Raw genomic sequence first — 20,611 nt, 5'->3', positions numbered from 1 at the left:
TAGGTTGTCTTAATGCCGGCGCATGAAGAGCAGATGTCAGGAGGTACCGCGCCAGGGCGTGTGCTTTCGCGCGCCCTGCTTTTGGCCGTGATTTGCTCGACCGCGCTTGTCACCGAATCGAGGCCGGCGGCCGCTTTCGAGCTTTTCGGCATCAAGCTGTGGGGTTCCTCCAGCGACGCGGATGCCGACATCGTCGATCCGCTGCACTATGCCGTGACCATCAATGCGCCCGATGCCGACAAGGATCTGGTCAAGAGGCTCGAAAACGCCTCGGCGCTCAAGGGCGACGAGGGGCACCCGGTTTCCGGGTCGCTGGGGCTGCTGGCCAAGGCGCGCAGCGATCGCGAACAGCTTGTCGCCGCCCTTTATGCCGATGCGCGCTACGAAGGCGTCGTCACCATCACCATCGACGGCAAGCTGCTTGACGATTTGCCGCCGGATGCCGAATTCAAGGGCCCGCAGCCGGTCCCGGTGGTCGTCGACATCGCCAGCGGCCCCAAATTCACCCTCGGCAATATAAGGCTGGAAGGCGATGCGGCGGGGCTGATGGGCGCCGATTACGGCCTGATCGCCGGCGGCGACGCCGGGTCCGGCGCGGTGCTCAAGGCCGAGGCGCTGATCGTGCGGGCGCTGAAGCAGGAGGGCAGGCCGCTGGCCAAGGTGACCGATCGTCAGATCGTCGCCGACCATGCGACCTCGACGCTCGACGTGACGCTGACGGTCGCCGCCGGGCCGGTCGCCGGCTACGGTGACACCACGGTTGAGGGCACCGAGAAGGTCGATCGCGACTTCACCGAATACATGACCGGCCTCAAGCGCGGCCGGCAATACTCGCCACAGGAGATCAGCGACGCGCGCGACAGGCTGCTGGCGCTCGAGGTCTTCAACAGCGTGACGTTCAAGGAAGCCGACAAGCTCGACGCCGACGGCAACATTCCGATCGGCGTCCAGGTCAGCGAGCGCAAGCCGCGTTATTTCGGGCTTGGCGGGACCGTTTCCAACACCGAGGGGCTCGGCCTGGAAGGCTATTGGGGCCACCGCAACCTGTTCGGCCGGGCCGAAAAGCTGCGCATCGACGGCGCCATTAGCGGCATCGGCAGCAATGATCTCTCCAAGCTCAACTACAATGCCGGCGTCATGTTCGAAAAGCCGGGCGTGATCGGCCCGGCGTCGAAATTCTTCGCCCGCTTCAAGACCGTGCTCGAGCATCCGGACGCCTACGATCGTTTCTCGGTCAAGGGCAGCACCGGCCTGTCCTACGAACTGACCAAGAAACAGACGGTGTCGGCTGAGGTCGCGCTCGACTATTCACGGATCCATGACGCCTTCGGCAAGCACAGATATCTGATCGCCAGCATTCCGCTGCAATATGTCTATGACAACAGGGACAATCGGCTGAACCCAACCAGCGGCTTCCGGGTGCTGGCCTATGCCGAACCGAGCTACGACATCCTGAGCGGCGCGGCCTTCCTCAAGCTCAAGGGCGAGGGATCGGCCTATCAGTCGCTGGATACGGCTTCGAAATTCGTTCTGGCCGAACGTGTTACGGTTGGCTCGATCGTCGGCACCGGGCTTGCGAACGTTCCGGCCGATCGACGCTTCTACTCCGGCGGCGGCGGTTCGGTGCGCGGCTACGCCTATCAGGGCATCGGCCCCAAGGATTCCACCGGCCAGCCGATCGGCGGCCTGTCCTTCTTCGAGACCTCGGTCGAGATGCGTATTGCCGTCACCGACACGATCGGCATCGTGCCGTTCGTCGATGCCGGCACGGTGTCAACCAGATCGGTGCCCAACTTCTCCGACGTCAAGGTCGGCGCCGGTGTCGGCCTGCGCTATGTCACGCCGTTCGGGCCGCTGCGCATCGACGCCGCCGTACCGCTCAACCGGGATCCAGGCGATCCGCATTTCGGCATCTATGCCGGCATCGGACAGGCGTTCTGAGCGATGAAGATATTCAAGCGCATCCTTCGCATTGTCCTTTACACGTTGCTCATCGTGGTCGCCGGGACGATCGGCGCGCTCGTCGTGCTGACCAAGACCGAGCGCGGCCGCGACAATCTCGCCGGCATCGTTTCGCGGCTGGCCTCGAGCGACGACCGCAAGATCACGGTCAGCGGCATAAACGGTATCTGGTCGGGCGCCTTGACGGTGGATGATGTCGTGCTGGAGGACCGGGAGGGTGCCTGGCTGGTGGCCCGCAAGGTCGCCGTCGACTGGTCACCGCTGGCGCTGCTGTCGAAGAATTTCAGTGCTGACCGCATTGCCGCCGACCGTATCGAACTGGCGCGGCTGCCGGTGGCCGGTACCCAACAGCCGGCGCAGAGCGGTACGACGACGCTGCCTGTTTCCATCGACATCAAGCAGATCGACCTGCCCGAAATCGCGCTTGGCCAGCAGCTGGCCGGCAGCGGCATCGCCGAACTTGCCGCCAAAGGGATGCTCAAGGCCGACGCCGCGCCGCTGGCGGTCGAAACGACACTCAACATCGCCCGCCATGACGGCAAGCAGGGCAATGTCGATGCCAAAATCCACTTTGCGCCAGCGGACAACAGGCTCGACCTCGACCTGAAGGCCTCGGAGCCGGCAGGCGGTATCATCGCCAATCTGCTCGAGCTGCCCGATACGCCGCCAGTCGACATAACCGTCTCGGGCACGGGACCGCTCGCCAACTGGAACGGCATCGCCACGTTCACGGTCGACGGCAAGATCGTCACTCAGCTGACGGGCCGCCACCAGTCGACCGACAAGGGCAGCCATGTCGAGGCCAAGGGCGACGGTAAGTTCGAGCATTTCCTGCCCGAAAATCTGAGGCCGCTGTTTGCCGGCAAGACCAGCTTCGATGTCGCGGGCACCGCGACATCAGCTGGCGGCATCAGCATCGATCGGGCCAGCATCGACACTGATGCCGTGCATGGCACCGCGACCGGCATCGCCGATCCTGCCGGCGCCAGCGATCTCTCGGTTGAACTCGCCGCCAAGGGCGCGCCCGTGCAGATCACCGTGGGAAGCGCCGCGCAGCCGATCGGGCTGGCGATCAGGAATGCCACCGCCCGTGCGTTCGGCGACGGCAAGGCGCCGATCGTCGATATCAGTGCCTCGCTGGCTTCGGTGGTGGCGGGTGGCACCCAGCTGAACGACCTGGCGGCGCAGATACACTCCGACGGCTTCGATATCCAGAACCGTGCCGGGCCGGTTGCCGTCAGGCTGCAGGCGGGCGGCCTGAAGACCGATGTCGCGACGCTGGCGCCGCTGGTTACCGGCAAGGTCGATGTCGACCTGGCCGGATCGGTCAGCAAGGACGCCATCGCCATCGACCAGGGCACGTTGCGCTCCGACGCGCTCAACGCCTCGCTCACCATGACGGTCGCGCTTGCCGATCTGTCGATGCAGCTCAAGATGAATGCCGACGCCGTGTCGACGGCCTTGCCACCGCAGATCAGCTCGGTGCTCGGCGAGCGGGTGAAGTTCTCGGCCGCCGCGACGCGCGATCCGCAGGGGGCTTTTGCCGCCAATTCGATCTCATTCACCTCCGGTTCGCTCAGCGCCAGCGGCACTGCCAGCGTGCAAGGCACCGACATCCAGGCCGATATCAAAGGCAGGCTGGGCGACGTCTCGGTGCTGTCGCCGATGGTCGGCGTGCCGGTTGCCGGCGGCGTCGATTTCGCACTGTCGGCCAGCGGACCCAGGACGGCGCCGGATTTCACGGTTTCCGCCGACAGCGACAGCCTGACGGCGTCCGGACGAACGTTGAAGGCGATCAAGCTCACCGCGAGCGGCAAGGCCGACATATCAAGCCCTTCCGCCAACGTCTCGCTGACCGGCTCCGTCAACAACCAGCCGCTCGACGTCAAGGCTGCGCTGGTGACCAGCGAGGGCAGGCGTTCGATCAATGGCTTCCTGGTTTCGCTGGGCGACAACAAGGTTTCGGGCGACCTGGCGCTGGACGACAAGTTCACGCCATTGGGCACGCTGACGCTCGACGCGCCAGCCATCGACCAGTTGGCGGCACTTGCCGGCCAGGCGGTGACGGGCGACATCAATGGCACCATCCGCTTTGCCAAGGAGGGCGACGCGCCCTCCGTCGCCATCGATGCGAAGAGCACGTCGATCGCGCGCGGCGAGGTGACGGCCAAGGCCATCACCGTCAACGCGCTGATTGCCAACTATCTCAAGGCGCCGGCGATCTCCGGCACCATCAAGGCCGACACCGTCACTTCGGGCACCACCGAAATCGGCGGCATCGGCGTCGACCTGAAACGCGATGGCTACTGGACCAATTTCGCCGGCGGCGCCACCATATCAGGCATTCCAGCGACCGTGGCCGGCCGGGTCAAGATCGCCCAGGGCACCACCAGTGTCGAGATCGTCTCGGGCGAGGCCACGGTTCGCGGCATCAAGGCGGCAATCGCGGCACCGTCGAGGCTGACCATCGCCAACGGCACGACCAGCGTCGAAAAACTGGCGCTCGACGTCGGCGGCGGCTCGGTGGCCTTGTCCGGCACCGCCGGCCAGACGCTCGATCTGGCAGTGGAATTCTCCGCGCTGCCGGCAGCGCTTGCCAATGATTTTTCGCCCGGCCTCGATGCCGTGGGCACACTCGGCGGCACCGCACAGGTTACCGGTTCGCCGTCCGCTCCCGAGGTTCGGTTCAACGCGCAAGTGGCTGGTGTCGAGACCAGCCAGACCCGCCAGGCCGGGCTCGGGCCGCTCGCGGTCGACGCGGCCGGCAGCTACACCATGGCCGGCGGCGTCGTTCTCGACCATGCGACGCTCTCCGGCGACAAGATTTCAGGCAAGGCAGCCGGTACCATCAATCCGAACGGCACCAGCGATTTCGCCGTCGATCTTACCTCGTCCGGTCCCAGCCTGCCGCTGACGTTCGGCAGTGCCGCGAGCCCGGTGAAGATCGAGATCCAGTCCCTGTCGGCAAAGGTTGCGGGCGAAAGCACGAAGGCCCGCCTGGATGTCTCCGCAATCCTGCCGTCAGTCACCACCAGCCCGGCCAAGGTGGACGGGCTTGTCCTGGCATTGCATTCGGACGCGTTCGATCTCAAGAGCCGCGCCGGACCGGTTTCCGGCACGGTGTCTGTGGACAAGGTTGGTCTCGACAACGCCGCCATCGCGCCGCTGATCGCCGGCAAGGTCACGGCAGCGCTCAACGCCCGGCTGACATCGGACGCCGTCGCCATCGACAGCGGTTCGCTCAAGAGCGATGCGCTCAACAGCCAGGTCGCCGGCCAGGTATCCCTCAGCGACGGCGCCATCGACCTCCAGCTGAGCGCGGATGCCCCGTCATCGGCCTTGCCGGCGGCGGCGCGGGGTATGCTTGGCGAACGCGCGCAGATCAGCGCCACGCTGAAGCGCGACCCGAACGGCGGCATCAATGTCGATGGGCTGAAGCTGGTCTCGGGCGCACTGACCGCACAGGGGCAGGCGAGCCTTGCCGACAACAAGCTGGCCGCTGATATCACCGGCTCTCTTGCCGATATCTCGTTGCTGTCCAAAGACGCCAAGGGCGCCATTGCCTTTGCGCTGAACGCCCAGGGGCCGGCCATCGCACCGGATTTGTCGCTGACGGTCAACAGCGATCGGCTGCTGGTGGCGGAGCGCGAAATCACCGGGCTGAAGCTCACCGCCACCGGCAAGGCCGATGCGGCCAACCCGGCGGCGAACGTGCAGCTGACCGGCAATGTTGCCGGCCAGGCGCTGCAGGGCAGCGCGGTGCTGGCGACGGCGGACGGCAAGAGCGCCATCAACGGCCTGCTGCTGTCGCTCGGCAAGAACAGGATTTCCGGCGATCTGGCGCTGGATGAGAAGTTCGTGCCCGTCGGCACCGTCTCGCTCGATCTGCCCGATATCGGACCGCTTGCGGCACTGGCGCTGGAAAAGGCCGAAGGCGACGTGCGCGGCACGATCGCCTTCTCGAAGAATGGCACAGCACCCCAAGTCGCGATCAAGGCGGCGGCGGCCTCGATCACGCGCGGCGACCTCCAGGCGAAAGCCGTCTCGGTCGATGCGCTGATCGCCAACTATCTGGCGGCACCGGTGATCTCCGGAAAGATCCGCGCCGACACCGTCATCTCGGGCGGCACCGTGATCAGCGGCATCGACGTCGATCTGAAGCGGGACGGCGACTGGACCGGCTTTTCCGGCGGCGCCACCGTCAAGGGCATTCCGGCCAGGGCCACGGGCCGGGTGAAGGTTGTCAACGGCACCACCACCATCGAGCTTGCATCTGGCCAGGCCACCGTCCAGGGCATCAAGGCGGCCATCGCCCAGGCCTCGACGATCAGCATCGTCAATGGCACGACGACCCTGGACAGGCTGGTGCTCAACCTCGGGGGCGGTACGGCGACGGTGACCGGCAAGGTCGGTCAGGCGCTCGACATCAACGCGACGCTGGCGCGCGTGCCGATGTCGCTCGCCAACAGTTTCTCGCCGGGGCTCTATGCCGCCGGTTCGATTTCGGGCACGGTAAAGGTGACGGGCCCACCGGCAAGCCCCTCCGTTGCCTTCAATATCGACGCGGCCGGCGTGCAGACGTCGCAGACCCGCGCCGCGGGCCTCGCCGCGCTGAGCGTTTCCTCTTCCGGTACCTTTGCCGCCAACAAGCTGACCTTCAATGCCAATATAGGCGACGGCGCCGGCCTTGGCCTCAAGGGCGGCGGCACGGTGACGACGTCGGGCACGCCGGCGCTGGTGCTCGACTTCAATGGCGGCGTGCCGTTCGGCATCCTGAGCCAGAAGCTCGCGGCACAGGGCCTGTCGCTGAGCGGGACGGCCAATGTCAACGTGCAGGTGCGCGGTCCAGCGACATCGCCTGTCATCGGCGGCAGCGTCAGCACGTCCGGCGCGCGCCTGATCGATGCGCGCTCGGGGCTTGCCGTCAACAACATCGCCGCCGACGTGTCGATCGGCGGCGGCGTCGCCAGGATCAACCGGCTGACCGGAACGCTGTCGACGCGCGGCAGCCTGTCGGCCAGCGGCACGGTCGGCATCAATCCGGCGCAGGGTTTCCCGGCCGACCTGTCGATCAAGCTGGTCGACGGCCGCTATACGGACGGCCGGGTGGTGACAGCCAATCTCGGTGGGGACCTGACGATCAAGGGACCGCTGACGTCGGCGCCGCTGATTGCCGGAACCATCAATCTCGCCAAAACCGTGATCACGGTTCCAGACAAGCTGCCGGGCTCGCTGGCGGCGCTTGACGTCAAGCACAAGAACGCGCCGGGTGCCGTGCGGGCGCAGGACAAGGCGTTGCGCCCGGCGACGACCAGCGGCGGTGGCGGCGGCAGCGGTCTCGCCCTTGATGTCACGGTCAACGCGCCGAACCAGATCTTCATTCAGGGCAGGGGCGTCGATGCCGAGCTCGGCGGCTCGCTCAGGCTGACCGGCCCGGCCTCGTCGCCGCAAGCGGTCGGCACCTTCACCCTGCAGCGCGGCCGGCTTTCGATCCTCGGCAAGCGGCTGACCTTCACTGAAGGCACGGTCGGCTTTTCCGGCTCGCTGGTGCCTTATCTCAACCTGACGGCGACAACCACGACGACCAGCGCCACCGTCACCATTGTCGTTTCGGGTGAGGCGACCAATCCGAAATTCACTTTCTCCTCGGTGCCGGCATTGCCGGAGGACGAGGTGCTGGCGCAATTGATCTTCGGTCGCTCGATGTCGAACCTGTCGCCGCTGCAGATCGCCCAGCTCGCCGAAGCGGCCGGGCAGTTGGCCGGCGTCGGCGGCTCGACGTCGCTGCTCGAAAACCTGCGCAGCGCCATCGGCGTCGACGATCTCGACGTTACCACCGACGACAAGGGCGGCACCGCCGTTTCGGCCGGCAAGTATCTGAACGACCGCACCTACGTGACGATCCAGAAAGGCGACAAGCCGGGTTCGGGCAAGGCGACCATCGACCTCAATGTCGGGCGCGGCGTCAAGCTGCGCGGCGAGGCCAACGACGCCGGCGAAGCCAAGGGCGGCATCTTCTACGAGAAGGAATATTGATGTTTCGGCCGGGTTTTGGCCTTATCGCGGCTTGAGACTGGTGCTGTCCGGGCCTGGGTAAATGCCTCAGTTTAATCAACTATCGAGATTCCAGCGGAATCCGTCGGGCAGTAGCAATTTTGCGTCAAGACTGTCGTTATCACGCGAACCGCCCCCCTTCCAAAAGTTGCACATTCCTGGACATGTTCCCAATCCATGTCGTCTTTGACATCGGGGCCTGGATGCGGAATGTTAAAAGGCGGAAAGCCAACAATGGGAGTTAAGTCATGACGATCTACAAGAGTAATGGCGATCGCGTTCCGGATCACATCCTGGCCATGGCCGAAGAAGCCAAGGCAGGCAAGGTCGATCGCCGCGAATTCCTGGCCATGGCCAGCGTCTTCGGTGCATCGACGGCAATGGCGTACGGCCTGCTCGGCCTCGCCGACCCGACGCCGGCCAAGGCCGAGGAGGTAAAAGGCAAGAAGGGCGGCACGCTCAAGGTCGCGCAGTGGATCAAGGATCCGAAGGACCCGCGCAAGTCCGACTGGTCGGAAATCGCCAATGCCGAGCGCCAGGCGCTCGAGCCGCTGGTCAAGTACACCACCGAATACACGTTCCGCCCCTATCTGCTGGAAAGCTGGGACGTGAACGACGACGCCACCGAATACACGCTGCATGTGCGCAAGGGCGTGACGTGGTCGAACGGCGATGCATTCACCGCCGACGACGTCATCTTCAACCTGAAGCGCTGGGGCGACAAGAAAGCCGAAGGCAATTCCATGCCCGGCCGTCTCGGCTCGCTGGTCAAGGACGACAAGCTCGACGAAAGCGCAGTGACCAAGAAGGACGATCACACGGTCGTGCTGAAGCTCACCAAGCCTGACATCGCGCTCATCCCGAACATGTGCGACTATCCCGGCCTCATCGTCCACAAGAGCTTCGACGAGAAGGGTGGCGACTTCAAATCCTGCCCGATCGGAACCGGGCCGTTCGAGCTCGTCTCCTACGATGTCGGCCAGAAGGTGGTCTACAAGCGCCGCGCCGACGACAAGTGGTGGGATGGCGAGGTGTTCCTCGACGGCATCGAGTTCATCGACTACGGCACCGATCCGGCGGCCATGGTCAGCGCCTTCGAAGCCGGCGAAGTGCACACCAACTTCGAAACCTCGGCCGATTATGTGTCGATCCTCGACGGCATGAACCTGGTGAAGTCGGAAGTGGTGACCGCGGCGACCATCGTGTGCCGCACCAACGTCAAGAACAAGCCCTATGACGACCAGAAGGTGCGCAACGCGTTGCAGCTCGGTGTCGACAACAATGTCGTCCTCCAGCTTGGTTACGGCAATGCCGGCACCGTCGCCGAGAACCACCATGTCTGCGCGATCCATCCGGAATATTTCGAACTGCCGAAGATCAAGCGTGACCCGGCCAAGGCGAAGGCCCTGATGGCGGAAGCCGGCCAGGCCGATTTCGAGCACGAGCTGATCACCGTGGACGAGGACTGGCACAAGAACACCGGCGACGCGATCGCCGCCCAGCTGCGCGACGCCGGCATCAAGGTAAAGCGCACCGTGCTCCCGGGTTCCACGTTCTGGAACGACTGGACGAAGTATCCGCTGTCGATGACCAACTGGAACATGCGCCCGCTCGGCGTCCAGGTTCTGGCCATCGCCTACCGGACCGGCGAAGCCTGGAACGAGGCGGCCTGGTCGAATCCCGACTGGGATGCCAAGCTCAACGCCGCGCTTTCGGTCGCCGACGCTGCCAAGCGCAAGGAGATGATGAAGGATATCGAGCAGGTGCTGCAGGATTCCGGCATCATCATCCAGCCGTACTGGCGCAAGCTCTTCAGCCACTCGGTCAAGGCGGTGCAGAACTACAAGATGCACCCGACCTACGAGCATGACTACGGCAAGGTCTGGCTCGACCAGGCCTGATCCGGATCGAAGGGGGAAGGGGGCGTTGCCCCTTTCCCCTCACTCTTTAGCAGCGATCTGAAGCCGTGAGTGTGCACTGCAAAAAATTGCGGACTCCCCGGACAAGGCCGTGCAATAAATCAAGAGCTGATCGCATCCGAGGGCCTGTTTGACAGCCGCCCCGCCGGTAACGGCAGGCAGGGCTTTGGAGCCGGCTCAAACCCCAACCCCATCGGCAGGGGGCCGCCATGCTTTCTTTCGTTATCAGGCGTCTCGGCACCATGGCATTGACGATGCTGTGCCTGACGATGATCGTCTTCTTCCTGATCAATCTCGAGCCCAATCTGAAGAAGCTGGCGATCAGCCAGACGGAAATGCATACGTCGGCCGAGCAACTCGAAGGATGGCTGGCCAACCACGGCTACCGGCAGAACTTCTTTGTCCGCTACGGGCAGTGGCTGGGCGTCCTGCCCAAGCAGCCGGTGACCGATCCGACGACAGGCAAGCCGGCGCAGCGTTTCACCTTCTGCAACGATCCGGTGGTGCCGACCTTCTCCGGCGTTATCGAAGGCGATTTCGGCTGCTCGACCAAGTTCAAGGCGACGGTCGCCTCGAAGCTGTTCCCCGCTCTTGGCGCCACCGGCATCCTGATGTTCTGGGTGCTGGCGGTAATGGTGCCGATCTCGCTCCTGATCGGCATCCTGGCCGGCATGCGCGAGGGCTCGCGAACCGACCGTGTGCTTTCGGTGGCCTCGATCGCCTCGACGGCGACACCTGAATATGTGTCGGGCGTCATCTTCACCGTCATCTTCGCCTCATGGCTCGGCTGGCTGAACGGTTCGGCCGCTTCGGCCAGCCAGGGCATCACCTTCTATAATTTCACGCTGCCCGTCATGACGCTGGCGATCTACGGCATCGGCTATATCGCCCGCATGACGCGCGCTTCGATGGTCGAAGTGATGACGCAGCAATATATCCGCACGGCCCGATTGAAGGGTCTTTCCTTTGGCAGCGTGGTGGTGAAACATGCGTTGCGCAATGCGTTGATCGCGCCCTTCACCGTCATCATGCTGCAGTTTCCGTGGCTGCTCACCGGCGTCGTCATCGTCGAGGTGATGTTCCGCTACCAGGGCTTCGGCTACACGCTGGTCGAGGCGGCCGGCAACAACGATATCGATCTGCTGCTCGGCTGCTCGCTGGTCTCGGTGTTCATCGTCCTGATCACGCAGCTCATTTCCGATGTCGGCTACGCGTTTCTCAATCCGCGTATCAGAGTCCAGTAGGAGAACGGGCGGATGCAGGTCGAATATATCAGCGCCGTCAATGTCGTACTGGGAGTGCTGTCGCGCTTCTGGCCGGTCTGGATCGCGCTCGTCATCGTCATGGGGGCAAGCTTCGCCTACAAGAAGAAGCTGGCGCTCTACGGGCAGCTGTTCGACAGCGGCGTCGGCATCGTCGGCGTCGGCATCTGCCTGTTCTGGCTGTTCACGGCCATCTTCGCGTCAACCATCTCGCCCTTCGATCCGCTCGCCCAGGTGCCGATCATGAAGGACGTGTTGCCGGGCGGGATCGAGCCGCAGTCGGGGCTGGTCTATCTCTTCGGCGGTGACAAGCTGGCGCGCGACGTGTTTTCGCGCATGGTCTATGGCAGCCAGATCGTGCTGATCATCGCCCCCGCCGCGACCGGTTTCGCGCTGATGGTGGGCATCACGCTCGGCCTGCCTGCCGGCTACTATGGCGGCAAGATCGATACCGTGCTGTCGTTCCTGGCCAACCTCGTGCTCGCCTTCCCGGTCATCCTTTTGTTCTACCTGCTGGTGACCCCGGGCATCATGGACACGCCGATCCCTTATGCGCTGGCTGGCGTCTTCTTCCTGTTCCCGATCATCTTCTTCAGCGTGCTGTTCTGGACGCGCTACAAGAACCGGCCTGACCGGATCTACATCCTGCTCGGCCTGACCCTGGTGATCGGCGGCTGGATATATCTCGGCCTCGTGTTCGACAAGGATCCGCTGCACATCGTCCACATCGATCCCAACCAGCTCAACATATTCGTGGCGGTGGTGTTCGCCTCCAGCCCCGGCGTGTTCCGCATCGTGCGCGGCCTGACCATGGACATCAAGACGCGCGACTACGTGGCGGCGGCGCAGACGCGCGGTGAATCGCCCTGGTACATCATGCTGTGGGAGATCCTGCCCAATGCGCGCGGGCCGCTGATCGTCGATGCCTGCCTGCGCATCGGCTACACCACCATCCTGCTCGGCACACTCGGCTATTTCGGCCTCGGCCTGGCGCCGGAAAGTCCGGACTGGGGCACCGCGATCAAGGACGCCAGCCGTCTGCTGCGCTCCTTCATCCACCCGGCGCTGCCGCCGACGATCGCGCTGATGTCGTTCGTGCTGGGCCTCAACCTGCTCGCGGACTCATTGCGTGAACAATCGATGAAAGACTGATGGACGGGCCTTCGACCCCAAGTGAGAAGAGCCCGGCCTGAGAACCAAGGATTGGAGCGACCCATGAATGAGGCAGTTCGAAATCCCGCCAAGCCGACCCCTGGGCCGACCAATGGGCCGATCATCGAGATCGAGAACCTGTCGATCTCCTTCTTCACCCGCAAGGGCGAGATACCGGCGGTCATGGATTTTTCCTGCACCGTCATGCCGGGCGAGGCGATGGGCATCGTCGGCGAATCCGGCTGCGGCAAGTCAACCGTGTCGCTCGGCATCATGCGCGACCTCTCCAACATCGGCAAGATCGTCGGCGGCAAGATCAAGTTCCAGGGCAAGGACATGGGCGAGCTCTCCGACGAGGAGCTGCGCGCCATCCGCGGCAACAAGATCGCGATGATCTACCAGGAACCGATGGCGAGCCTCAATCCGGCGATGAAGGTCGGCCAGCAACTGATGGAAGTGCCGCTGATCCACGACAAGGTGTCGAAGGAAGAGGCCTACAAACGGGCGCTCGAAATGGTGCGCTCGGTCAAGCTTCCCGACCCCGAGCGCATGATGCGTTCCTATCCGCATCAGCTTTCGGGCGGTCAGCAGCAGCGCATCGTCATCGCCATGGCGCTGCTCTCGAAGCCGGCGCTGTTGCTGCTCGACGAACCGACGACGGCTCTCGACGTGACGGTGGAGGCGGGCATCGTCGATCTGGTCAAGGGGCTGGGCGAAAAGTTCGGCACCTCGATGATCTTCGTGTCGCACAATCTGGGTCTCATCCTGGAGACCTGCGACCGCATCACGGTGATGTATTCGGGCGAGGCGGTGGAAACCGGCAAGATCAAGGACGTGTTCGACCGGATGCGCCATCCCTACACGCAAGGGCTGTTCCGCTCGATCCCGCTGCCCGGCGCCGACAAGAATTCGCGGCCGCTGATCTCCATCCCCGGGCAATTGCCGCTGCCGCACGAACGGCCGAAGGGCTGCAATTTCGGCCCGCGCTGCCACCATTTCGTCGAGGGCGTCTGCAACGCCGCCGAAATTCCGATGATCGAGGTCGCGGGCCATGAGGGCCATTTCTCGCGCTGCGTGCGCTTCAACGAGATCGACTGGGAAGCGCTGCCGCCCGGCGCCAAGAAGGTCAATGAGCGCGTCGTGCCCGGCGCGCCGGTGCTGAAGATCGAGGACCTCCGGAAGTACTACAAGGTCGGCGGTAACGAGGTGTTCGGCTCGAGCGAGGGGCGTGTCGTCAAGGCCAACGAGACGATCTCGTTCATGGCGCGCGAATCCGAGACCGTCGCCATCGTCGGCGAATCCGGTTGCGGAAAGTCGACGCTGGCCAAGGTGCTGCTGGGACTGGAGACGGCAAGCTCGGGCACTGTCACGCTGGGCAACAAGGAAATCCAGTCGACCGGCATCGAGAGCCGCAGCGTCGACACCGTGTCGTCGATCCAGATGGTGTTCCAGAACCCGTTCGACACGCTCAACCCCAGCCATTCGGTCGGCTCGCAGATCATCCGCACGCTGGAGAAATTCAAGGTCGGCAAGACGGTTGCCGACCGCCGCAAGCGGATGCTGGAACTGCTCGACCTGGTGAAGCTGCCGCGGGCCTTCGAGACCCGCAAGCCGCGCCAGCTTTCGGGCGGCCAGAAGCAGCGCATCGGCGTGGCGCGCGCCTTTGCCGGCGACGCCAAGGTGGTGGTGGCCGACGAGCCGGTCTCGGCGCTCGACGTGTCGGTGCAGGCCGCCGTGACCGAATTGCTGATGGACATCCAGCGCAAGAACAAGACGACGATGCTGTTCATCAGCCACGATCTGTCCGTCGTGCGCTACATCGCCGACCGCGTCGTTGTCATGTATCTCGGCTATATCGTCGAGCAGGGCACGACCGACCAGATCTTCGCGCCGCCCTATCACCCCTATACCGAGGCACTGCTTTCGGCGATCCCGATCGCCGACACCAGCGTGGTGAAGCGGCACATCGTGCTGGAGGGCGACATTCCCTCGGCGATGAACCCGCCATCCGGCTGCCCGTTCCAGACACGCTGCGGCTACAAGAAGCTGGTGCCGGACAATCTGTGCGAAACCAAGGTGCCGCCGGTCAAGCATCTCGGCAACGGCCATATGAGCCTGTGCTGGCTGGCCGACGACGTGCTGGCCAAGATGGAGCCGGTGATCAAGTTCGACAAGGAGCACGCCGCGCGTGAGGGTGTTCCAGAGGACGCGCCGCATGTGACGGATACGGGCCCGACGGCCGCCGCGCCCAAGCGCCCGCGCGGCAAGAAGCCGAACTGACCGATCGAGGTCAGCGGCGCGGCGCGTTCAGTTGCCGCACTGGCTTAGCTGCTGAGCATAGTCCCGCGCCATCTTTTCGGTGGCCCGGGCATAGCCCTGGACGCCGGCGTCGCCGCGGTTGCCGCGGCCATAGGCGGTCCAGCCGAGATAGTAGGCGAGATAGAGATTGTAGGTGTCGTTGCGGGCGACACCGTACGTGTCGGCGGTCTTGGAATGGTACCAGCCGACGAAGTCGACGGCATCGGCGAATTTCGTCCGCCGCGCCGCCCAGTTGCCGGTTTCGCTCTGATATTGCGACCAGGTGCCGTCCAGCGCCTGCGAGAAGCCGGTGGCCGACGAGACATGTGTCCACGGAATGAAGCCGAGCAGCTTGGTGCGCGGCGGCCGGGCATTGCTCTTGAAGCCGGATTCCTTGCGCACCGTCGCCATGAGAACGGGAACCGGCACGCCGTATTTCTGCTGCGTGCGCTCAGCCGCCGACTGCCAGTTGTCGAACCAGCCGTCGTTCTGATCGAAGACGGCGCAGACATTGTTGATGTGGCTGGGTGCCGTGGCGCAGGCCGAAAGTGCCAGCAGCGCGCCAACCGCTACAATTTTACTAAAACTCGACCTACGCATTGGCAGAGCAATAGGCCGAAATCATAAACGAAATCTTGCCGCCGTCGTTAACCGCTCGCCAGCGCATTTGCCCGGGAAGATACCGTATCGACAATCCGACGCATTTCGTCGTTTTTTCTAAACAGATATTGCATAAATGCCGCCTTGGCTAAAATCGCGCCCGCAAACGGCGTATTTCTGACAGCTTGGCTGGTTTGCCGGGGCTTTGATGCCGGGCATGAACGAGCCAAGACGCAAACGCGGCGCCGAGCGCACCAGCAACAGGGGCCCATCGCCCATTCCGCAATTGCCGTTGCGGCGGGTAACCAATCCCTATCCGCCGATGGCCCTGCTGTCGCCCGACCAGATCGAGCAGATCCACCAGGCGTCGATGCATATATTGGAGAATTTCGGCATCGAGGTGATGAGCCCGCGCGCGCTGTCGCTGTTCGAGAAGGCAGGGGCCACAGTCGATCATGCGGCTGCGAATGTGCGCATCGACAGGGGCATGGTCGCCGAGGCGCTGAAGACGACGCGGTCCAGCTATGTGTTGACGCCGCGCAACCCGGCGCATGCCATTCATCTCGGCGGCAACACCATCAACTTCACGCTCGTTGCCGGGCCGCCCAATGTGCACGACATGGAGCGCGGCCGCCGCGCCGGCAATCTGCGCGACTACTCGGACCTCACCCGTCTGGCGCAGCATTTCAACTGCATCCACATGCTCGGCAACCAGGTCTGCGCGCCGGTGGAACTGCCGGCGAATTCCCGTCATCTCGACACCTATTTCACCAATCTGACGCTGACCGACAAGAGCTTCCATGTCTCGGCGATCGGCCGGGGCAGGGCGCTGGACGGCATCGAGATGATGGCGATCGCACGCGGGCTGACTCTGGACCAGATGCGCGACGATCCCGGCATCACCACCATCATCTCGGTCAACTCGCCGCGCCGTTTCGACGAGATGATGGCGGAGGGGCTGATGACGATGGCCGAGTTCGGCCAGTCGGTGGCGGTGACGCCGTTCACGCTGATGGGGGCGATGAGCCCGGTGACACTGGCCGGCGCGCTGGCGCAGCAGAATGCCGAGGCGTTGTTCGGCGTGGTGCTGACGCAGCTGGTGCGTCCCGGTGCGCCTGTCATGTATGGCGCCTTCACCTCCAATGTCGACATGAAGTCCGGCGCGCCGGCCTTCGGCACGCCGGAGAACACCAAGGCCAACATCGCGTCGGGGCAGCTGGCGCGGCGCTACGGGCTGCCCTACCGCACGACGCCGGGCTCGGCCTCCAACGCCGCCGACGCGCAAGGCGCCTATGAGACGCTGATGGCGCTGTGGGGCGCGGTGCTCGGCCACGGCAACCTCGTCTATCACGCCGCCGGATGGCAGGAGGGCGGGCTGACGGCATCGTTCGAGAAGTTCATCATCGATGTCGAGATGATCCAGCACATGATGGAGTTCTTGCGCCCGATCGAGGTCAACGAGGCCGAGCTTGCCGTCGAGGCGCTGGGCGCGGTGCCGACCGGCGGCCATTTCTTCGGCGAGCCGCATACGCTGGAGCGCTATGCCACCGCCTTCTACCAGCCGATGCTCTCCAACTGGCAGAATTACGAAGCCTGGCAGGAGGCCGGCGGGCTCGACGCCACGGCGCGCGCGACGCGGCTGTGGAAGAAGGCGCTGGAAGAGTACGCCGAGCCGGTGATGGATGTCGCTGTGCGCGAGGCGCTTGAGGCCTATATGGCCAGGCGCAAGGAAGCGATCGGGCAGGGCGAGCCGTGATGCGCCAGTCTTCCTGCCTTGATTCACTTCATTCATCCAACTCCGTGAAATAACGAGAAAATCCATGAAATCGCATGCAAAGGTCGTGGTCATTGGCGGTGGCGTCGTCGGGTGCTCCGTGCTGTTCCATCTCGCCCGCCACGGCTGGACCGACGTCGTGTTGCTGGAGCGCGATGAGTTGACCTCCGGCTCGACCTGGCACGCGGCCGGCGGCATGCACACGATCAATGGCGACCCCAACGTTGCCAAGCTGCAGAAATACACGATCAGCCTCTACAAGGAGATCGAGGAGCTTTCCGGCCAGGCAACCGGCGTCCACCTGACCGGCGGCGTGCTTCTGGCGGCGACCGAGGCGCGGCTGGACTGGCTGCGCGGTGTCGTCGCCAAAGGCCGCTATCTCGGCATCGACCTGGAGGTGATCTCGCCGAAAGAAGCAGCCGAGCTGATGCCGCTGCTTGATCCCAGGCAGTTCGTCGGCGCCGTCCGCAACAAGGAGGACGGCCATCTCGACCCCTCCGGCGTCACCCATGCCTATGCCAAGGCCGCGCGCAAGCTCGGCGCCGAGGTCGAGCGCTTCACCAAGGTCGAGGACATCGTGCGGCGTGCCGACGGGATGTGGCGCGTCATCACCAACAAGGGCGAGGTGGTGGCCGAGCATGTCGTCAATGCCGGCGGCCTGTGGGCGCGCGAGGTCGGCCGCATGGTTGGCCTCGAACTGCCGGTGCTGGCGATGGAGCACATGTACCTGATCACCGAGGACATGCCCGAGGTCGCCGCCTGGAACGCCAGGACCGGCACCGAGATCATGCATGCGGTCGACTTCGACGGCGAGCTCTATCTGCGCCAGGAGCGCGGCGGCATGCTGATGGGCACCTATGAGAAGGCCAACAAGCCGTGGTCCGAATTCCAGACGCCATGGAATTTCGGCCATGAACTGCTGGCGCCCGACATCGACCGCATCGCGCCGTCGCTGGAGGTCGGCTTCCGGCACTTCCCGGCCTTTGAGAAGACCGGCATCAAGCAGATCATCAACGGCCCGTTCACCTTCGCGCCGGACGGCAATCCGCTGGTTGGGCCGGTGCGGGGGCTGCCGGGCTTCTGGGTCGCCTGCGGTGTCATGGCCGGCTTTTCACAAGGGGGCGGCGTTGGCCTGGCGCTGTCCAACTGGATGATCGAGGGCGATCCCGGCGCCGACATCTGGGCGATGGATGTCGCGCGCTATGGCGACTGGGCGACGATGGCCTACACCAACGCCAAAGTGCGCGAGAATTATTCGCGCCGTTTCTCGATCCGCTTCCCCAACGAGGAACTGCCCGCCGGTCGGCCGCTGAAGACGACACCGGTCTATGATCTGTTGTCGGCCAAGGGCGCGCAGTGGGGGGTCGCCTATGGGTTGGAGGTGCCGCTCTGGTACGCACCGGCAGGCGTCGAGGACGAGTTCTCCTGGCGCCGCTCGAGCGATTTCACGCATGTGGCCAACGAGGTGAAGACCGTTCGCACCGGTGTCGGCCTGTCGGAGATTTCGAGCTTCGCCAAATACAGGGTGACGGGTGAGGGGGCAGCGGCGTGGCTCGACCGCCTGCTTGCCTGCAAACTGCCGAAGCCCGGCCGCATGACGCTGGCGCCGATGCTGAAGGAAGATGGCAGGCTGATCGGCGACTTCACGCTGGCCAATCTCGGCGGCGACGGCTGGTTCCTCGCCGGCTCGGGTGTTGCCGAGCAATACCACATGCGCTGGTTCGAAAAGCACCTGCCTGACGAAGGCTCTGTCCGGATCGAGGCGCTGGGCCAGAAGCTCACAGGCCTTTCGATCGCGGGGCCGAAGGCGCGCGACGTGCTGGCAAAAGCCACGCGCTGGGACGTGTCGAATGCGGCGTTTCCATTCATGGCCATCGCCAGGATGGATATGGGCATGGCGCCGTGCCTGGTCGGCCGCGTCAGCTACACTGGCGATCTCGGTTACGAGATGTGGGTGGCGCCGGAATATCAGCGCGCCGCATTCCAGACCCTGATGGCGGCCGGCGAGGAATTCGGCATCGGCCTGTTCGGTTCGCGCGCGCTCAACGCACTCAGGCTGGAGAAGAATTACGGCTCATGGGCGCGCGAATACCGGCCGATTTACGGGCCGCTGGAAGCCGGGCTCGACCGCTTCGTCGCCTATGGCAAGGAGGCCGATTTCATCGGCAAGGCGGGAGCGCTGGCCGAGCGCAAACAAGGCGGCAAGCTGCGCCTGCGTGCCTTCATCGTCGATGCCGACGACGCCGATGTCATCGGCGACGAGCCGATCTGGTTCGGCGGCGCCGTGCGCGGCTGGGTCACCTCGGGCGGCTACGCGCATCATTCGAAAAAGTCCGTCGCCGTCGGCTATGTGCCGAAGGAGATCGCCGAGGAGAGCGACGGCTTCGAAATCGAATTGCTCGGCAAGCGCCATGCGGCGCGCATCCAGGCAGCGCCGCTGTTCGATGCGAATTTCGAACGGATGCGGGGGTGAAGGTTCACCCCCGCTTGCGACATCAGGCCTTGCCGCGGTTGTCCAGCGCGAAGGCGCCGGCGCCGGCGAAGACCAGATAGAGGAAGATGAAGCAGAACGAGATTGCCGCATCGCCGCTGTTGTTGACGGGGAAGAAATCGCGCGGGTAGTGCGCCATGAAATAGGCGATCGCCATTTCACCAGCCAGAAGGAACGCCACCGGCCGGGTGAACAGGCCAAGCGCCAGCAGGATGCCGCCGGCGAATTCGAGGATGGCGGCGGTGAGCGTCAGCCCGGAGAGGGCGTGGGGGTCGGCACTTACGGGGAAATTGAACAGTTTCTGGCTGCCATGTTCGATGAACTGCAGCGCGGTCATGATGCGCAGCACGCCGAGTGCTTGCGGCTGATATCTGGCGAGGTTTTCGAAAAGCTTCATTTGAACTCCAATTGCCTCTCCCGCACCGGCCATAGCGTATCGCCCGGCCATGGACCATTCACTTCCCACCGCGTGCCATCAACACTCGGTGAGTGGAATTGTCCGAGGTATGACCTTCATAATTTTCTCGCCATGGTTGCATTCGTATCGCTATGGTTGTATGGATATGGACACTTTCAACATCTGGGTCCCTTCGCCATGAATAAAGTCATCATCAGCCTATTCGCCCTCCTTGCGGGCACCAGCTTGGCCATGGCCGAGGACGCCGGCTGTGAGGCCTTCAAATGGCCTGTGACGCGGGAACAGGCGCTGTTTGCCGCGGCGCCCGCGACGCCGGCTGGAGCGGAGCTGGCGGTGGGTGCTGCCGCGGATCTGGCACTGGTTCCAGCGGAGAAAGCCGGTTTTGCGCTGTCGCCCGAGCGCGCGCCGGCGGAGGGCACGTTCGGTGCCGTCGCCAGCGTGGACGTGCCGGCCGAGGGAGCCATTCAGATCAGCCTGTCGGACGAGGCCTGGATCGATGTCATCCAGGACGGCAAGGCCATCAAGTCGGCGGGCTATAGCGGTGTGAAAACCTGCCCCGGCATCCGCAAGAGCGTGCGCTTCAAGCTCGCGGCCGGCCCGGCCACTGTCCAGTTCAGCGGCGCGAAAAAGGTTGAGCTGAAGGTCGCGGTGCTGACGCCGGAATAAGTCGGGCAGGCAGAG

The 20,611-nt window shown here is 64.2% G+C and carries 11 protein-coding genes; 9 read left to right on the top strand and 2 right to left on the bottom strand.

The features are described 5' to 3' along the window. Positions 1-12 precede the first annotated feature (12 nt). The 6 genes from OOJ09_RS18500 to OOJ09_RS18475 all read left to right on the top strand — a co-directional run bounded on the left by OOJ09_RS18500 (position 13) and on the right by OOJ09_RS18475 (position 14,629). Complete coding sequence (locus OOJ09_RS18500; protein ID WP_269906553.1) at positions 13-1,941, top strand: autotransporter assembly complex protein TamA; 1,929 nt, start codon at positions 13-15, stop codon at positions 1,939-1,941. A 3-nt stretch (positions 1,942-1,944) separates the two neighbouring features. Further along, positions 1,945-7,998 carry a translocation/assembly module TamB domain-containing protein gene (locus OOJ09_RS18495; RefSeq protein WP_269906552.1) on the top strand — a complete coding sequence of 2,018 codons (6,054 nt, stop codon included), beginning with the start codon at positions 1,945-1,947 and terminating at the stop codon, positions 7,996-7,998. Between the two features lie 266 nt (positions 7,999-8,264). Further along, positions 8,265-9,917, top strand: a complete 1,653-nt coding sequence (locus tag OOJ09_RS18490; protein ID WP_269906551.1) for an ABC transporter substrate-binding protein — start codon at positions 8,265-8,267, stop codon at positions 9,915-9,917. Positions 9,918-10,144: 227 nt separating this feature from the next. Continuing rightward, complete coding sequence (locus OOJ09_RS18485; RefSeq protein WP_269906550.1) at positions 10,145-11,179, top strand: ABC transporter permease; 1,035 nt, start codon at positions 10,145-10,147, stop codon at positions 11,177-11,179. Positions 11,180-11,191: 12 nt separating this feature from the next. Next, positions 11,192-12,349 (top strand): ABC transporter permease, encoded by a 1,158-nt coding sequence (locus OOJ09_RS18480; RefSeq protein WP_269906549.1) that lies wholly within the window; start codon positions 11,192-11,194, stop codon positions 12,347-12,349. Between the two features lie 63 nt (positions 12,350-12,412). Beyond that, positions 12,413-14,629: an ABC transporter ATP-binding protein gene (locus OOJ09_RS18475; protein WP_269906548.1), complete on the top strand. Its 2,217-nt coding sequence runs from the start codon at positions 12,413-12,415 to the stop codon at positions 14,627-14,629. Between the two features lie 27 nt (positions 14,630-14,656). Here the strand turns inward: OOJ09_RS18475 and OOJ09_RS18470 are convergent, their stop codons facing one another. Next, positions 14,657-15,247, bottom strand: a complete 591-nt coding sequence (locus OOJ09_RS18470) for a transglycosylase SLT domain-containing protein (protein ID WP_269906547.1) — start codon at positions 15,245-15,247, stop codon at positions 14,657-14,659. Positions 15,248-15,464: 217 nt separating this feature from the next. Between OOJ09_RS18470 and OOJ09_RS18465 the strand changes: the two genes are divergently transcribed. Both OOJ09_RS18465 and OOJ09_RS18460 read left to right on the top strand, forming a co-directional pair. Then, complete coding sequence (locus OOJ09_RS18465; protein ID WP_269906546.1) at positions 15,465-17,003, top strand: trimethylamine methyltransferase family protein; 1,539 nt, start codon at positions 15,465-15,467, stop codon at positions 17,001-17,003. Positions 17,004-17,067: 64 nt separating this feature from the next. After that, on the top strand, positions 17,068-19,494 hold the full coding sequence (locus tag OOJ09_RS18460; protein WP_269906545.1) for a GcvT family protein: 2,427 nt from the start codon (positions 17,068-17,070) through the stop codon (positions 19,492-19,494). Positions 19,495-19,516: 22 nt separating this feature from the next. Here the strand turns inward: OOJ09_RS18460 and OOJ09_RS18455 are convergent, their stop codons facing one another. Continuing rightward, complete coding sequence (locus tag OOJ09_RS18455; protein WP_269906544.1) at positions 19,517-19,909, bottom strand: DoxX family protein; 393 nt, start codon at positions 19,907-19,909, stop codon at positions 19,517-19,519. 198 nt (positions 19,910-20,107) lie between these two features. On the opposite strand from OOJ09_RS18455, the gene OOJ09_RS18450 reads away from it, so the two are divergent. Continuing rightward, positions 20,108-20,596: a hypothetical protein gene (locus OOJ09_RS18450; RefSeq protein ID WP_269906565.1), complete on the top strand. Its 489-nt coding sequence runs from the start codon at positions 20,108-20,110 to the stop codon at positions 20,594-20,596. The last annotated feature ends 15 nt before the right edge of the window (positions 20,597-20,611 follow it).

It is taken from the genome of Mesorhizobium qingshengii (assembly GCF_027563465.1).
Classification (GTDB): Bacteria; Pseudomonadota; Alphaproteobacteria; order Rhizobiales; family Rhizobiaceae; genus Mesorhizobium; species Mesorhizobium qingshengii_A.
Note: the sequence above shows the minus strand (reverse complement) of the source record. Positions and strands in the feature narration are given on the sequence as shown.

Bases quoted from the DNA above. Each gene is read 5' to 3' on its own strand.
- OOJ09_RS18500 (WP_269906553.1), top strand. From the start codon at position 13: ATGCCGGCGCATGAAGAGCAGATGTCAGGAGGTACCGCGCCAGGGCGT.
- OOJ09_RS18495 (WP_269906552.1), top strand. From the start codon at position 1,945: ATGAAGATATTCAAGCGCATCCTTCGCATTGTCCTTTACACGTTGCTC.
- OOJ09_RS18490 (WP_269906551.1), top strand. From the start codon at position 8,265: ATGACGATCTACAAGAGTAATGGCGATCGCGTTCCGGATCACATCCTG.
- OOJ09_RS18485 (WP_269906550.1), top strand. From the start codon at position 10,145: ATGCTTTCTTTCGTTATCAGGCGTCTCGGCACCATGGCATTGACGATG.
- OOJ09_RS18480 (WP_269906549.1), top strand. From the start codon at position 11,192: ATGCAGGTCGAATATATCAGCGCCGTCAATGTCGTACTGGGAGTGCTG.
- OOJ09_RS18475 (WP_269906548.1), top strand. From the start codon at position 12,413: ATGAATGAGGCAGTTCGAAATCCCGCCAAGCCGACCCCTGGGCCGACC.
- OOJ09_RS18470 (WP_269906547.1), bottom strand. From the start codon at position 15,247: ATGCGTAGGTCGAGTTTTAGTAAAATTGTAGCGGTTGGCGCGCTGCTG.
- OOJ09_RS18465 (WP_269906546.1), top strand. From the start codon at position 15,465: ATGAACGAGCCAAGACGCAAACGCGGCGCCGAGCGCACCAGCAACAGG.
- OOJ09_RS18460 (WP_269906545.1), top strand. From the start codon at position 17,068: ATGAAATCGCATGCAAAGGTCGTGGTCATTGGCGGTGGCGTCGTCGGG.
- OOJ09_RS18455 (WP_269906544.1), bottom strand. From the start codon at position 19,909: ATGAAGCTTTTCGAAAACCTCGCCAGATATCAGCCGCAAGCACTCGGC.
- OOJ09_RS18450 (WP_269906565.1), top strand. From the start codon at position 20,108: ATGAATAAAGTCATCATCAGCCTATTCGCCCTCCTTGCGGGCACCAGC.